The sequence below is a fragment of the Caulobacter sp. GW821-FHT10A06 genome (assembly GCF_059415805.1).
Genome location: NZ_JBWKNY010000007.1, coordinates 143,632 through 156,947, shown reverse-complemented (window position 1 = coordinate 156,947; position 13,316 = coordinate 143,632). Strand labels below are relative to the sequence as shown.

The 13,316-nt window shown below is 67.7% G+C and carries 16 protein-coding genes; 13 read left to right on the top strand and 3 right to left on the bottom strand.

Annotated features, from left to right (window positions below):
- Positions 1 to 81: 81 nt before the first annotated feature.
- Genes AC07NF_RS21580 through AC07NF_RS21560 form a run of 5 tightly spaced genes read left to right on the top strand, consistent with a single transcriptional unit; the run spans position 82 to position 4,669 of the window.
- On the top strand, positions 82 to 453 hold the full coding sequence (locus AC07NF_RS21580; protein WP_494627345.1) for an MmcQ/YjbR family DNA-binding protein: 372 nt from the start codon (positions 82 to 84) through the stop codon (positions 451 to 453).
- A gap of 5 nt (positions 454 to 458) precedes the next feature.
- Positions 459 to 1,106 (top strand): hypothetical protein, encoded by a 648-nt coding sequence (locus AC07NF_RS21575; RefSeq protein WP_494627347.1) that lies wholly within the window; start codon positions 459 to 461, stop codon positions 1,104 to 1,106.
- Positions 1,107 to 1,155: 49 nt separating this feature from the next.
- Complete coding sequence (locus AC07NF_RS21570) at positions 1,156 to 2,946, top strand: M3 family oligoendopeptidase (RefSeq protein ID WP_494627350.1); 1,791 nt, start codon at positions 1,156 to 1,158, stop codon at positions 2,944 to 2,946.
- A 14-nt stretch (positions 2,947 to 2,960) separates the two neighbouring features.
- On the top strand, positions 2,961 to 3,323 hold the full coding sequence (locus AC07NF_RS21565) for a nuclear transport factor 2 family protein (RefSeq protein WP_494627353.1): 363 nt from the start codon (positions 2,961 to 2,963) through the stop codon (positions 3,321 to 3,323).
- Entirely contained in the window at positions 3,323 to 4,669 is a 1,347-nt protein-coding gene (locus AC07NF_RS21560) for an ABC1 kinase family protein (protein WP_494627355.1), read from the top strand. Before AC07NF_RS21565 ends, AC07NF_RS21560 begins: the two co-directional genes overlap by 1 nt.
- On the opposite strand, the gene AC07NF_RS21555 is transcribed toward AC07NF_RS21560, so the two are convergent.
- Positions 4,666 to 5,265, bottom strand: a complete 600-nt coding sequence (locus AC07NF_RS21555) for a hypothetical protein (RefSeq protein WP_492815431.1) — start codon at positions 5,263 to 5,265, stop codon at positions 4,666 to 4,668. The two genes, AC07NF_RS21560 and AC07NF_RS21555, sit on opposite strands and share 4 nt — an antisense overlap.
- Positions 5,255 to 5,755 (bottom strand): RNA polymerase sigma factor, encoded by a 501-nt coding sequence (locus AC07NF_RS21550; RefSeq protein WP_494627359.1) that lies wholly within the window; start codon positions 5,753 to 5,755, stop codon positions 5,255 to 5,257. Before AC07NF_RS21550 ends, AC07NF_RS21555 begins: the two co-directional genes overlap by 11 nt.
- Positions 5,756 to 5,845: 90 nt before the next feature.
- Between AC07NF_RS21550 and AC07NF_RS21545 the strand changes: the two genes are divergently transcribed.
- From AC07NF_RS21545 to AC07NF_RS21515, 7 genes are all read left to right on the top strand, one after another.
- Positions 5,846 to 6,325, top strand: a complete 480-nt coding sequence (locus tag AC07NF_RS21545) for a PaaI family thioesterase (protein ID WP_494627361.1) — start codon at positions 5,846 to 5,848, stop codon at positions 6,323 to 6,325.
- Positions 6,318 to 7,241 carry an alpha/beta fold hydrolase gene (locus AC07NF_RS21540; RefSeq protein WP_494627363.1) on the top strand — a complete coding sequence of 308 codons (924 nt, stop codon included), beginning with the start codon at positions 6,318 to 6,320 and terminating at the stop codon, positions 7,239 to 7,241. The genes AC07NF_RS21545 and AC07NF_RS21540 overlap by 8 nt, the downstream gene beginning before the upstream one ends.
- A 54-nt stretch (positions 7,242 to 7,295) precedes the next feature.
- Entirely contained in the window at positions 7,296 to 8,231 is a 936-nt protein-coding gene (locus AC07NF_RS21535; protein ID WP_494627592.1) for a glycosyltransferase family 9 protein, read from the top strand.
- Positions 8,232 to 8,296: 65 nt separating this feature from the next.
- Entirely contained in the window at positions 8,297 to 8,527 is a 231-nt protein-coding gene (locus AC07NF_RS21530) for an aa3-type cytochrome c oxidase subunit IV (protein ID WP_295113935.1), read from the top strand.
- A gap of 118 nt (positions 8,528 to 8,645) precedes the next feature.
- A complete protein-coding gene (locus AC07NF_RS21525; protein WP_494627366.1) occupies positions 8,646 to 9,788 on the top strand; it encodes a Re/Si-specific NAD(P)(+) transhydrogenase subunit alpha in 1,143 nt (380 codons plus the stop codon).
- Positions 9,789 to 9,817: 29 nt separating this feature from the next.
- Complete coding sequence (locus tag AC07NF_RS21520; RefSeq protein ID WP_291880266.1) at positions 9,818 to 10,150, top strand: proton-translocating transhydrogenase family protein; 333 nt, start codon at positions 9,818 to 9,820, stop codon at positions 10,148 to 10,150.
- 24 nt (positions 10,151 to 10,174) lie between these two features.
- On the top strand, positions 10,175 to 11,596 hold the full coding sequence (locus AC07NF_RS21515; protein WP_492815426.1) for an NAD(P)(+) transhydrogenase (Re/Si-specific) subunit beta: 1,422 nt from the start codon (positions 10,175 to 10,177) through the stop codon (positions 11,594 to 11,596).
- 169 nt (positions 11,597 to 11,765) lie between these two features.
- Here the strand turns inward: AC07NF_RS21515 and AC07NF_RS21510 are convergent, their stop codons facing one another.
- On the bottom strand, positions 11,766 to 12,119 hold the full coding sequence (locus AC07NF_RS21510) for a UrcA family protein (protein ID WP_494627370.1): 354 nt from the start codon (positions 12,117 to 12,119) through the stop codon (positions 11,766 to 11,768).
- 336 nt (positions 12,120 to 12,455) lie between these two features.
- On the opposite strand from AC07NF_RS21510, the gene AC07NF_RS21505 reads away from it, so the two are divergent.
- Positions 12,456 to 13,298 (top strand): M23 family metallopeptidase, encoded by an 843-nt coding sequence (locus tag AC07NF_RS21505; RefSeq protein WP_494627372.1) that lies wholly within the window; start codon positions 12,456 to 12,458, stop codon positions 13,296 to 13,298.
- Positions 13,299 to 13,316: the final 18 nt, after the last annotated feature.

The following is a 13,316-nucleotide window of genomic DNA, read 5'->3' as shown; positions in this document are numbered from 1 at the left end:
TAGCCGGGTAAACACCGGCTTTCGGAGACGTGCCCAGAACCTTAAGCTTTAGCCTTAACAGCGCGTTACGGGGAGGCGGACATGGTCGACACGGAGCAACTGCAGGCGCTGGCCCTGGACCTGCCCGAGGTGACCGGCGGGGTGAGCCCGGAAGGCCAGTTCGGCTTCGAGGTCGGCGGCAAGGGCCTAGCCTGGGCCTATCTGGCGCGCGAGAAGCCCAAGGCCAAGCGCGTGCCGGTGCCGGGCGTCGTCGCCATCCGCTGCACGATGGAGACCAAGGAGCTCCTGTTGGAGGTCGGCGCCGAACGGTTCTTCACCGACGATCACTATCGCGGCTATCCGGCGATCCTGGTGCGGCTGGATCACATCGAGGCCGACGAACTGGCTGGACTCCTGCGGCAGGCCTGGAAGATCGTGGCCCCCAAGGCGATCGCCAAAAGGTACGAGGTCTGAGGGGCATGTTCGTTGGACACTATGCGGCGGCCCTGGCCGCCCGGGCGGCCGAGCCGCGCGCGCCGCTGTGGAGCTATGTCCTGGGCTGCCAGGCGATCGACATCGCCTGGTGCGGGCTGATCCTGGCCGGCGTCGAGAAGGCCGGGGTCGATCCCAGCCTGCCCGGCAGTTCCCTGGTGCTCAGCTACATGCCTTACACCCATGGCCTGCCGACGGCGGTCTTGTGGTCGATCGCGGTCGGAGCCGGGCTGATGCTGCTGCTGAAGCTGCCCCGGCGTGTGGGGATGGTCCTGGGCCTCGTGGTGTTTTCGCACTGGCTGCTCGACTTCCTGGTCCATCGGCCTGACCTGCCGCTGCTGTGGAATGGGCCGATGGTCGGCCTGGGCCTCTGGAACTATCCGCTGCCCGAGCAGGTGCTGGAGATGGGCCTCTTGGCCCTGGCCGGCGCGGCCTGGGGCTGGCGGCGCGGCCTGGAGGGGCAAGGCTGGAAGGCGCCCCTGGGCTTCCTGACCTTCCTGCTGTTCCTGCAGGTGGTGCCGATGCTGTCGCCGCTGAGCGAAGGCCGGCTGTCGCTGGGTGGCTCGCCGCTGGTCGCTTACCTCGTCACGTGCATCGCCGCCTGGATGGCCGAGCCGACCGTAGCAAAGGCCTGACAGGCTCGTGCATTGCGCGGAGGGGGGCGGGAGGCCTATCTCCTGACGCATGAACGCCCCCTTCAAGCCCGAAGCCCCGCCCGAATGGAACCTGGCCGACCTGTATGTCGGCCGAGACGATCCGCGTATCGAGACCGACCTCTCCGCCGCCAAGGCCGCCAATGACGAGCTGGCCTCGCTGGAGGGGATGTTCCTGGAGGCCCGCAAGGAGCCCCAGCGCCTGGGCGTGCTGCTGGATCGCGGCATTTCTCTCTATGAGCAGGCCACCAACGGCCTGTGGGCTGTCGGCGCCTATGCGGGCCTGGCCGCCTCGGTCGCGCGCGACGACCCGGCCTGGGCCAAGTTCGAGGCGGATCTCCGCGCCCGCTCCTCGCAGATCGCCGCTGAGAGCCTGTTCTTCACGCTGGAACTGAACCAGCTGGAAGACACCGAAATCACCGCCGCGCTGAAGGCCCATCCCGACGCCGCTCGCTGGTCGCCGTGGCTACGCCGCGTGCGCCTGTCGCGGCCGCACGAGCTGTCGCCGGAACTGGAGCGCTTCATCGTCGACAAGGCCCCGGCCGTCGCCAATTGGGTGCGGCTGTATGACGAGACCTTGGCCAAGCTCACTGCCAAGGCCGACGACGAGACCCTGACCCTGCCCGAGGCGCTGAACCGCCTGTCCGACCCCAGCGCCGCGCGCCGCAAGGCCGCCGCTGACGGCCTGGCCAAGGCCCTGGAAGAGCGCGCCTCGACCCAGGCCCTGGCGCTCAACACCCTGGCCTTCGAGAAGCAGGTCGAGGACCGCTGGCGCCACTACGAGACCCCTGCCCAGTCGCGCCACCTGGCCAACGAGGTCGATGGCGACGCCGTCGACGCCCTGGAGCAGGCGGTGGTCGAGGCCTATCCGCGCCTGTCGCACCGCTACTACGCGCTGAAGGCCAAGGTCATGGGCCTGGACGTCCTGGACTACTGGGATCGCAACGCGCCCCTGACCGCCGCCGCCCCGCGCGCCTACGCCTGGGACGAGGCCAAGGGCATGGTGCTGGAGAGCTTCCAGGACCTGGCCCCCAAGTTCGCCGACGCCGCCCGGGTGTTCTTCGACCGCCCGTGGATCGACGCCCGCCCGCGCGCCGGCAAGCAGTCGGGGGCCTTCGCCCATCCGGTGACGGCCGACCGCCATCCGTTCGTGTTCATGAACTATATGGGCGAGCGCCGTGACGTGCTGACCCTGGCCCATGAGCTGGGCCACGCCGTGCACCAGACCCTGTGTCAGCCGCTGGGCACCCTGCTGGCCGACACGCCCCTGACCCTGGCCGAGACGGCCTCGATCTTCGGCGAAGGGCTGGTGTTCGACCGCCTGCTGGCCGAGGCCACGCCCGAGGACCGCAAGGGCCTGCTGGCCGGCAAGATCGAGGACGGCCTCAACACCGTGGTCCGCCAGATCGCCTTCCACCGCTTCGAGCGCCGCTTCCACGAGGCCCGGCTGGAAGGCGAGCTGTCGCCCGACCAGATCGGCGGCCTGTGGCTGGAGGTGATGGGCGAGAGCCTGGGTCCGGCCGTGAAGCTGAACGAAGGCTATGAGCACTACTGGGCCTATGTCAGCCACTTCTGCCACGCGCCGTTCTACGTCTACGCCTACGCGTTCGGCGACCTTCTGGTGCGCGGCCTGATGGAGAAGCGCCGCGAGGATCCGGCGAAATTCGCGCCGCTGTACGAGGACCTCCTCGCGGCGGGCGGCACGCGCACCTATGTCGAGGCCCTGGCCCCCTTCGGCCTGAACCCCAGGGACAAGGCGTTCTGGGCCGCCGGCTGTACGCAGCTGGAGCGGCTGGTGGACGAGTTCGAAGCCCTCGTCTGACGGAGCGACGCGACATGCCCACCCAGGAACGCTTGGCCGATTTCATCGCCACCGTGGTCCGCAACGAGCATGTCGAGGCGATCGAACGCTTCTACGCGCCGCACGCGTCGATGCAGGAGAACAACGCCCCGCCGCGCGTGGGGCGTGACGTGCTGGTCGCCCACGAGGCGGCCGCCCTGGCGCGGCTGGCCAAGATGGAGACCGAGCCGGCCGGCGACGTGATCCACGACGGCGATCAGGTGGTGATCCGCTGGGTCTTCCACATGACCGGCAAGGACGGCGTGACGCGGCGCTTTGAGGAGCTGGCCCACCAGCACTGGGAGGGGGACCTGATCGTTCGCGAGCGGTTCTTCTATGATCCGAGCCAGTTCGCCTGATGGCCGAAGATCCCGAACGCGATCGGCTATCGGGCCGGCTCTCCCGCTTCGCCAAGGTTGGGGCGGGGTTGTCGGGCGCGGCTGTCAGCTATGGCGCGAACCGGGTCTTCGCGGGCGACGACGCCAACGCCCGCAACGCCAAGGCGCTGAAGGCGGCGCTGGGCGGGCTCAAAGGGCCGCTGATGAAGGCGGCCCAGATGTTCGCCACGGTGCCCGACCTCCTGCCGCCCGAGTTCGCCAAGGAGTTCGCCGAGCTCCAGACCAACGCCCCGGCCATGGGCTGGCCGTTCGTACGTCGGCGGATGGCGGCGGAGCTGGGCGCGGACTGGCAGGGCAAGTTCAAGAGCTTCGAACACGAGGCCGCCGCGGCCGCCTCGCTGGGCCAGGTGCACCGCGCCACGACCCACGACGACCGAGCCATCGCCGTGAAGCTCCAGTACCCGGACATGCAGAGCGCGGTCGAAAGCGACCTGGGTCAGCTGCGCGCCCTGATCGGCCTCTTCAAGCGCATGGACGGCTCGATCGACCCGTCCGAGATGATCGTCGAGATCGGCGACCGGCTGCGCGAGGAGCTCGACTACGAGCGCGAGGCCAAGATGATGGCCGTGTACGGCAACTTCTTCGCCGGCCGTGATGATATCCGCACGCCGACGCCTGTGCCGGAGTTATCCACAGGGCGCCTGCTGTCGATGACCTGGCTGGACGGGCAGGGGCTCTTGGCCTTCAAGACCGCCCCGCAAGAGGTCCGCGACCGCATCGCCGCCCTGCTGTTCGAGGCCTGGTGGAGCCCGATGACCCACCTGGGCGTCATCCACGGCGACCCGCATCTGGGCAATTACAGCTTCACGGGCGAGGGCGCGGCGCATCTGAACCTGCTGGACTTCGGCTGCATCCGCATCTTCCCGCCGAAGTTCGTGGCGGGCGTGGTGCGGCTCTATCGGGCGCTGTCGAACGACGACCGCGCCGAGCAGATGGAGTCCTATCGCAGCTGGGGCTTTACCGGGCTGAACGACGATCTGGTCGACACCCTCAATGTCTGGGCCCGCTTCATCTACGGTCCGCTGCTGGACGACCGGGTCCGCACCGTGGCCGACGACGTCCCGCCCGGCGAGTACGGCCGCCGCGAGGCCTTCAAGGTGCGCCAAGCCCTGAAGGCCAAGGGGCCGGTGACCATCCCCCGCGAGTTCGTGTTCATGGACCGGGCGGCCATCGGCCTGGGCGCGGCCTTCCTGCACCTGGGCGCCAGCCATAACTGGAAGCAGCTGTTCGAGGCGTCGCTGGAGGGGTTCTCCGAAGAAGCCGTCGCCGAGCGGCAGCGGGCTGCGCTCGGCGCGGTCGGGCTCTAGTTCTCGTACTCGCTGAGCAGCCCTTCCAGACGCCGCTGCTCAGGCTTCATCACCAGGAAGTAGCGGCCCAGATTCCAGCCGACGCTGGCGACCATGGCGACGCCGAAGACGAACAGCATCTGCCAGGCGTCGCGCTCGGTGGCCTTGCCGACGTCATGCAGTTGCCAGACGCTGGTGATCATCGGCGCGAAGAACACGGGCAGCATCATCCAGAAGATCCTCATATTGGTCCGCGCCCGGCGGTTGGCCGCCAGCATGGCGGAGAGCGTGTCGCGCACGGAGCCGCGATCCGAACACCGGCGGTGGCGCAGCAGGATCGTGGCGACCAGCACCGCCGCCACGATCAGCCAGCAGACACCCAGCATGGCCATCCCGCCCCACTCTCGCGCCAGGTCCAGGCGGCCCGAGATGACCGATTGAATCGCGATGCTCGTGAAGATCGTCATGGCGGTCACAGGCAGGACGAACAGTAGCAATTCGCCACGGCGGCGGGCTTTCAGCGACTTCATGACTTCCTCCATCAGATAGGCCTTGGCCTTCTCGTCCGGCGTGTTGGCCGGCGAGTTCCAGGCGGCTTCCAGGTGTTCAAACTCCATCGCCGGAGCCCTCCACGAGCTTGGAGACGCGCTGACGGATACGGGTCAGGCGCGCCCCGACATTGGTTTCGGTCAGGCCGTGCAACTGGGCGATCTGGGCGTAGGCCACCCCGTCCAGCGACAGCAGGATCAGCGACCGCTCCACCGGCTCCAGCTGGCGGATGGCGGCATAGAGGCGCTCCAGCAGGGCCTCCTGCGGATCGGTCCCCGCGTCGCGCATCAGCAGCTCGGCCTCGATCGCCACCCCACGCAGCCGGCGGCGGGTCTCGCCGCGCCGCCAGGTGAGGGCGGCGTTGTGGGCCACGCGGTAGGCGAAGGCGCCGGCCACGCTCACATCGTCGAACCGGGGCCGCGCCTTCCACAGGGCCAGCGACAGCTCCTGCAGGAGGTCGTGCTGGTCGGCCGGGGCGGCGAAGGCGCGGGCCGTCCGGTGCAGCATCGGCAGATGCGGCGCCAGCCAGGTCGCGAAATCGTCCTCAGTGCGGCTCATCTGCCCCCCGTTTCGAAAGGTTAGATGCCGGCCAGGGCGTCGTCCTTACGGAAGGCTTTTCTTTTTTCAAACGCTCGTTAGCCTGATCTTATGTCCGACGACCTGACAGACGCCCAGACCGCCGCCGTTCCCGAGGGCTTCACCCAGCTGAACTGGTCCCGAGGCTTCGGCCGCCAGATCGGCCCGCTGTTCGAGCACCGCGAGGGCCCCGGCCAGGCGCGCCTGGCCTTCCGGGTCGAGGAGCACCACACCAACGGCCTGGGCAACTGCCACGGCGGCATGCTGATGAGCTTCGCCGACATGGCCTGGGGGCGGATCATCTCGCTGCAGAAGTCCTACAGCTGGGTCACGGTGCGGCTGATGTGCGACTTCCTGTCGGGCGCCAAGTTGGGCGACTGGGTAGAAGGCGAGGGCGAGCTGATCGGCGAGGAGGACCTGCTGTTCACCGTGCGCGGCCGCATCTGGGCTGGCGACCGTACCCTGATCACCGGCACCGGCGTCTTCAAGGCGCTGAGCCCCCGCAAGCCGCGCCCCGGCGAACTGGCCTATACGGAGGCCGCAGGTGGCTGACGACCAGGCCCAGCCCGCTTCGCTGCTGGCGCCGTTCGCCGGCGAACCTCCGCCGGCCCCGGCCTGGTTCGACGCGGCCATCGCCCAGGAACCCGAGCGCTCGAGGATCGCCGTTGAGGGCGCGCAGATCGAGCTCCTAACCTGGGGCGAGGTCGGCAAACCGGGCCTGCTGTTCCTGCACGGCAACGGCGCCCATGCCGACTGGTGGAGCTTCATCGCGCCGTTCTTCGCGAAAGACTGGCGCGTGGCGGCGATCTCGTGGTCGGGCATGGGCGGCAGCGACTGGCGCGAGGCCTACAGCGCCGAGCTGTTCGCGGCGGAGATCTTTTCGGCTGTCGAGGCCGCTGGCCTCGAAGCGGGCGGCGTGAAGCCGATCGTGGTCGGTCACTCGTTCGGCGGTTTCCCGACCCTGTACTGCGCCGCGCGCCATCCCGAGCGCCTGCGCGGCGCGATCATGGTCGACAGCAGCATCCAGCCGCCCGAGAAACGCTGGAAAGGCCCGCCGCCGCGCTCGGGCCTGGGGCAGCGGGTCTATCCGACCTTGGAGGAAGGCCTGAACCGCTTCCGCCTGGCCCCGCCCCAGCCCTGCGAGAACCTCTACATCGCCGACTACATCGCGCGGCGGTCACTGAAGGAAGTCGAAGGCGGCTGGACCTGGAAGTTCGATCCGGACCTCTGGCACAATTTCCGGATGCCGGATCTTGGGCTGCTGTTGCCGCAGATCGCTTGCCCGGCGGCCTTGATGTGGGGCGAGCGGTCGAACCTGATGCGCAGCGACACCTTGGACTATATGCTGGAGCAAATGCCCAAGGACTTGCTGCTCTTGCCCCTGCCCGACGCCGACCACCATGTGATGATCGATCAGCCCCTGGCCTTCGTGGCCGGGCTTCGCGGACTGCTGGCGGCCTGGGCTTAAGCCGTGGCTGGCCCCGTTCTCGTCTACGCCCCCGATCGTGGGATTGGCGACCTGATGTGGCATCTGCCGACGATCCGGGCGATCGCGGCGACGACGCCGGAGGGCAAGGTCGTGCTGGTCGCGCGGCCGTCCAGCCGGGCGTCCGAGGTGCTGAAGGTTGAGCCGAGCGTTGAGCGCGTGCTGTTGGCTCCGCACTACAAGGACAAGCTGAAGGGCGTGCGTGAGACGCTGGACTTCTATCGCCTCTGCAAGGCGCAGAAGCCCCGAGCCGTCTGGATTCTGGAAAAGATCGACCGCCCCGCCATCGCCGCCTTCCTGGCCGGCGTGCCCGAGCGGCGGGGGTTTGGCCTGGGCCACGGCCAGGAGAGTTTCCTGACCACCGGGCCCTACCTGCCCAAGGCCATGCGGCCCGCCCACCGGATCGACAAGCTGGAGGCCTTCGAGAAGGCCCACGGCCTGGTCGTCGCCAGCCGCGAGCCCGAGCTGAAGCTGGACCCGCAGGCCATCGCGGCGGTGAAGGCCCGATACGCCGACAAGCCCGGTCCGTGGCTGGCCCTGGGCATCGGCGCCAGCGAGCCCGCCCGCACCTGGCCGGCCGAGCGGTTCGCCGAAGCGGCCGAGCGGCTCTCCGACCTGTTCGGCACGGTGTTCTGGGTCGGCGGTCCGCATGAGGCCGAAACGGCGAAGGCCGCGATCGGCGACCTGCCGGGCAATGTCGTGGCCTGCGACCTGCCGCTGGACCAGTCGGCGGCGCAGATCTCGCTGTCGGCGGGCTTCCTGGGCAACGACTCGGGGGCGCTGAATGTCGCCGCCGCCGTCGGCACGCCCTGTGTCGGACTGATGGGCACCGCGCCGGTGCCGGCCTATTCGAAGTGGCTCTCGCGCCTGGACGGGGGAGAAGGTCGAATCACGGACATCACGACGGACCAGGCCGTCGAAACCGTACGCAGCCGCTTCCTTAAGGAAGGCTGGGGCAATTCGCCCGCTTGAGCCTTCAGGCCCTCCGTTGTATCGGGCGGGCTCGGTATCTTCCCTTTTGCTTCCAAGGACGACACATGGCCGGCGATTATCACCGCGGTGAGATGGACATTTCGGAACAAGCGGCGACGTTCGCCGCGTTCAACGGCATGACCAAGTGGGGCTCGCTGGGCGTCGCCGTCCTGCTGCTGTTCATCACGCTGCTGTTCTGCACCCCGACCGGCTTCATTGGTAGCGCTATCGCCGCCGTGGTGCTGCTGGCCGCGGGTATCTTCTTCCTGCGTGATAAGCCCGTTCCGGCCCACTGACACCGGTAGACATCGGCATATTTTTTCCCTGACCTGCACGTCATGCCTCGACAAGAGGCAAGACTATCCCCTACAGAGCGCCTCATGCTGGTGAGCAAACAGCGCTCTGGGGAGGGGTATGCCGATGGCCGTTATCGCCGTCACAAAAGAGACCCGCGCGAACGAAACGCGGGTCGCGGCCACGCCTGAAACCGTCAAGAAGCTCGGCGCGGCCGGCTTCTCGGTGGTGGTTCAGGCGGGGGCGGGGACGGCCGCGTCCTATCTCGACGCCGACTATGAAGCGGCCGGCGCCAAGATCGCCAAGACCGCGAAGGACGCCCTGAAGGACGCCGACGTCCTGTTCAAGGTGCGCGCGCCCGAGTCGGCCGAGATCGCGGCCCTCAAGAAAGGCGCGATCGTCGCCGCCGCGCTCAATCCATACCAGGACAAGGAAACGCTGGACGCCCTGGCCAAGGCCGGCGCGACCGCGATCGCCATGGAATTCATCCCGCGCATCACCCGCGCGCAGGTGATGGACATGCTGTCCAGCCAAGCCAACCTGGCCGGCTACCGCGCCGTGATCGAAGGCGCTGAAGCCTACGGCAAGGCCCTGCCGATGATGATGACCGCCGCCGGCACTGTCGCCGCGGCCAAGGTGTTCATCATGGGCGTCGGCGTTGCCGGCCTGCAGGCCATCGCGACCGCTCGCCGCCTGGGCGCGGTGGTCACCGCCACCGACGTGCGTCCGGCCACCAAGGAGCAGGTCGAAAGCTTGGGCGCCAAGTTCCTGGCCGTCGAGGACGAAGAGTTCAAGAACGCCCAGACCGCCGGCGGCTACGCCAAGGAAATGTCCAAGGAATACCAGGCCAAGCAGGCCGAGCTGGTGTCCTCACACATCGCCAAGCAGGACATCGTCATCACCACGGCCCTGATCCCGGGCCGCGCCGCGCCGAAACTGGTCAGCGCCGCCCAGGTGGCGTCGATGAAGCCGGGCTCGATCCTGGTCGACCTGGCCATCGAGCAGGGCGGCAATGTCGAAGGCGCCAAGCTGAACGAGACCGTGGTCACCGCCAACGGCGCCAAGATCCTGGGTCACGCCAACTTGCCGGGCCGCATCGCCGCTGACGCCAGCGCGCTCTACGCGCGCAACCTGATGGCTCTGGCGACCCTGTTCACCACGAAGGAAGGCGCGTTCGAGCCCAACTTCGAGGACGAGATCCTGCAGGCCGCCGTCGTGACGCGCGGCGGCGAGATCGTCCATCCGAACCTGAAGACCGCCTAGCCACACACATCGAGAGAAGGGAGGCTCCCATGGAAGCCGTCGACCCCACAGTGTTCCGTCTGGCGATCTTCGTGCTCGCCATCTTCGTCGGTTACTACGTCGTCTGGAGCGTGACGCCCGCGCTGCACACGCCGCTGATGGCCGTGACCAACGCCATTTCGTCGGTGATCATCGTCGGCGCCCTGCTGGCCGCCGCGGCCCACGGCGCCAATAGCGACCTGGCCGGCGGCGCGATCGCCGGCTCGACCTGGATCTCCAAGGGGGCCGGCGCGATCGCCGCGGCCTTCGCGGCGGTCAACATCTTCGGCGGCTTCCTTGTCACCCAGCGCATGCTGGCGATGTACAAGAAGAAGTCGAAGTAAGCGGCGATTGGGGGAGCAAAGATCATGAACGCCAATCTCGCCGCCATTCTCTACATCGTCTCGGGGGTGCTGTTCATCCTCGCGCTGCGTGGCCTGTCCAGCCCCGTGACCAGCCAGACGGGCAACCGTAACGGCATGATCGGCATGGCCATCGCCGTCGGCACCACCCTGGCCACCCTGTGGAGCCAGGGCGCGCTGGACGTCGTGACCCTGGGCCTGATCCTGGGCGGCGTCGCCGTCGGGGGCGCGGTCGGGGCGATCATCGCCCGCAAGGTCGCCATGACCTCGATGCCGCAGCTGGTCGCCGCCTTCCACAGCCTGGTCGGCATGGCCGCCTGTCTGGTGGCCGTGGCCGCCATCTACACGCCCGCCGCCTATGGCATCGTGGGCGAAGACGGCGCCATCCACCTCAACAGCCTGATCGAGCTGTCGCTGGGCCTGGCCATCGGCGCCATCACTTTCACCGGTTCGGTCATCGCCTTCGCCAAGCTGAACGGCAACATGGGCGGCGCGCCGATCCTGCTGCCGGCCCGTCACCTGCTGAACATCCTGATCGCGGCCGCTATCGTGGCCCTGGTCGTGGTGCTGGTGATTTCGGGCGGTTCGGCGATCTGGGCCTTCTGGGGCATCTTCGCCCTGAGCCTGCTGATCGGCGTCACCCTGATCATCCCGATCGGCGGCGCGGACATGCCTGTCGTGGTGTCGATGCTGAACAGCTATTCCGGCTGGGCGGCGGCGGCCCTGGGCTTCACGCTCGAGAACACCACCCTGATCATCACCGGCGCTCTGGTCGGCTCGTCGGGCGCGATCCTGTCCTACATCATGTGCAAGGGCATGAACCGCTCGTTCGTCTCGGTGATCCTGGGCGGCTTCGGCGCCGACGCGGCGGCCTCGGCCGGCCCTGGCGGCAAGGTCGAGAGCCGTCCGGTCAAGCAGGGCTCGGCCGACGACGCGGCCTTCATCATGAAGAACGCGTCCAAGGTCATCATCGTCCCCGGCTACGGCATGGCCGTCTCCCAGGCCCAGCACATCCTTCGCGAGATGTGCGACAAGCTGAAGGAAGAGGGCGTCGAGGTGAAGTACGCCATCCACCCCGTCGCGGGCCGGATGCCGGGCCACATGAACGTGCTGCTGGCCGAAGCAAATGTCCCCTATGACGAGGTCTTCGAACTGGAGGACATCAACAGCGAGTTCTCGACGGCCGACGTGGCCTTCGTGATCGGCGCCAACGACGTCACCAACCCGGCCGCCAAGACCGACCCCACCAGCGCCATCTACGGCATGCCGATCCTGGACGTCGAAAAGGCCCGCACGGTCCTCTTCATCAAGCGCGGCATGGCCTCGGGTTATGCCGGCGTCGAGAACGAACTGTTCTTCCGCGACAACACGATGATGCTGTTCGGCGACGCCAAGAAGATGGTCGAAGGCATCGTGAAGGGGCTCTAGGGCTTCTCACCGCTACGAACGACGAAGGCCCCGGCAGCGATGCCGGGGCCTTTTTCGTGGTCGCTCCAAACGAAACAGAAGCCCCAGGGTTACCTGGGGCCTCTGTCGCGGGGTGCGGGGAGGTGGGGAGTTTGGGGGTAAGCGGTACTGAAGTTCGTGGGCCTTGCGATCACTGGGCGGCGACTTCGACCGGGGTGGTCTTGGCCAGGGCCAGAGCGTTGCGTTGGCGTTGCGACAGCTGGCGTTCAGCGTTCTGGTGGGCTTCGGTCATGCAGGCGCGGACGGTCGATTGCAGCTCGCCGCGGTTAATCTTGGCGCGGCAGACGGTTTGGCTGGCGGACTGGACGCGGGCCTTGAAGATCTTGGCGTCGGCGGGCTTGGCCAGGTTCAGGTCGGCGAAGGAAACGGTGATGCTCGAGTCGCTCGCTTCGGCGGCGTTGGCGGCTTGGGTCAGGCCCAGGACCGGAACGGCGGCCAGGCTCAGGCTGGCGACGGTGGTCAGGCTCATGATGAACTTGCGCATTTGAAGATCCCTCTGGTTGGGCGCTGTTCTTGTGCGCCGATGAATATTGAATACTGTCCAGAGTTCTCGAAGTCCCGTTACGTCTCCTTCATGACGTGTAATTAAAGAAGTGACGCGCGTTTAATGAAATGAACTTGGCGTAATGTTTCATGTCTATTCCTGTAATGGGCGTCGAGCTTCGCCGCGTGGTTAGTGAATGGTTAAGCTGCGCCCTGTTTTCGCCCTATGGGACCTTCATAGACCGCCGCCATTCACCAAGCCGAAAGGTCGGGTGTGAGAGTAAAGCCGCCTGCGCGCGGTCCTCTCGACCTGACCGAACGTCGAAGAGGAAGCGGTTTGATCTCCAAGAGCCTGGCTGTCCCGCCTCAGCATCTGCGCGTCGCCTTCTTCACCATGCTGGGCGTCGCCGCCATGGCCGGGACCCTGAACGGCGCGATGGCGCTGGGCGAGTGGGTTGCCGGACCTGCGCCGGTCATAGAGCCTGCTGCGGTCGTCGTTCCCATCGCGCCCCCGGCCAAAGAGGCTGAGCCCGAGACGCCGCCGCCCGCCTTCCAGTTCGCCGCGCCGCTGCCCGGCCGGGTGATCAATTCGCCGTTCGGCCTGCGCCAGCTGCCCTGGGAAGAGAACGGCCGCCTGCACGAGGGCGTCGACATCGCCGCGCCCGGCGGGGCGGCGGTGAAGGTCGCCGCCGACGGCGTGGTCAAGGCCACGGGCCTGTCGCCCAGCTACGGCCGCTACGTGCTGGTCATGCACAAGGGCGGGCTGACGACCCTCTACGCGCACCTGGCCAAGCCGGCGGCGGGCGTCAAGCGCGGCGCCTATCTGCATCGCGGCGACACGGTCGCCTTCGTCGGCAATTCGGGGCGCTCGACCGGCTCGCACCTGCATTTCGAGATCCGCAAGGGCGACAAGGCCCTGAACCCGACCTTCTTCCTGGATCGCAGCTTCGCAGAGGCCTCTGACCTGCCGCTGAAGGCCGCCGGCCGCGTCTCGCGCAAGGTGCACAAGGCCACGGTCTCGAAATGGCCTCCTGGCGTTCTGGCGAAGGCCGGAACCGCGCCTGGCGGCGTCAAGGTCGCCCGCCTGAAGAACGGCCGCGTCCGCGCCACCATTCCAGTCGCTACGGTTCCGGCGCCGGCGGTGCAAGCGGTGAGCGCTTCGGCGGGTTCGACCACCTAAAGCTCCGTTGTCGTCGTA

What these genes read in the sequence shown, in the direction of transcription:
- AC07NF_RS21570 (WP_494627350.1), top strand. Translation starts at nt 1,156, where the DNA reads ATGAACGCCCCCTTCAAGCCCGAAGCCCCGCCCGAATGGAACCTGGCC.
- AC07NF_RS21565 (WP_494627353.1), top strand. Translation starts at nt 2,961, where the DNA reads ATGCCCACCCAGGAACGCTTGGCCGATTTCATCGCCACCGTGGTCCGC.
- AC07NF_RS21535 (WP_494627592.1), top strand. Translation starts at nt 7,296, where the DNA reads ATGTGGCATCTGCCGACGATCCGGGCGATCGCGGCGACGACGCCGGAG.
- AC07NF_RS21515 (WP_492815426.1), top strand. Translation starts at nt 10,175, where the DNA reads ATGAACGCCAATCTCGCCGCCATTCTCTACATCGTCTCGGGGGTGCTG.
- AC07NF_RS21555 (WP_492815431.1), bottom strand. Translation starts at nt 5,265, where the DNA reads ATGGAGTTTGAACACCTGGAAGCCGCCTGGAACTCGCCGGCCAACACG.
- AC07NF_RS21560 (WP_494627355.1), top strand. Translation starts at nt 3,323, where the DNA reads ATGGCCGAAGATCCCGAACGCGATCGGCTATCGGGCCGGCTCTCCCGC.
- AC07NF_RS21545 (WP_494627361.1), top strand. Translation starts at nt 5,846, where the DNA reads ATGTCCGACGACCTGACAGACGCCCAGACCGCCGCCGTTCCCGAGGGC.
- AC07NF_RS21550 (WP_494627359.1), bottom strand. Translation starts at nt 5,755, where the DNA reads ATGAGCCGCACTGAGGACGATTTCGCGACCTGGCTGGCGCCGCATCTG.
- AC07NF_RS21530 (WP_295113935.1), top strand. Translation starts at nt 8,297, where the DNA reads ATGGCCGGCGATTATCACCGCGGTGAGATGGACATTTCGGAACAAGCG.
- AC07NF_RS21575 (WP_494627347.1), top strand. Translation starts at nt 459, where the DNA reads ATGTTCGTTGGACACTATGCGGCGGCCCTGGCCGCCCGGGCGGCCGAG.
- AC07NF_RS21580 (WP_494627345.1), top strand. Translation starts at nt 82, where the DNA reads ATGGTCGACACGGAGCAACTGCAGGCGCTGGCCCTGGACCTGCCCGAG.
- AC07NF_RS21525 (WP_494627366.1), top strand. Translation starts at nt 8,646, where the DNA reads ATGCCGATGGCCGTTATCGCCGTCACAAAAGAGACCCGCGCGAACGAA.
- AC07NF_RS21510 (WP_494627370.1), bottom strand. Translation starts at nt 12,119, where the DNA reads ATGCGCAAGTTCATCATGAGCCTGACCACCGTCGCCAGCCTGAGCCTG.
- AC07NF_RS21520 (WP_291880266.1), top strand. Translation starts at nt 9,818, where the DNA reads ATGGAAGCCGTCGACCCCACAGTGTTCCGTCTGGCGATCTTCGTGCTC.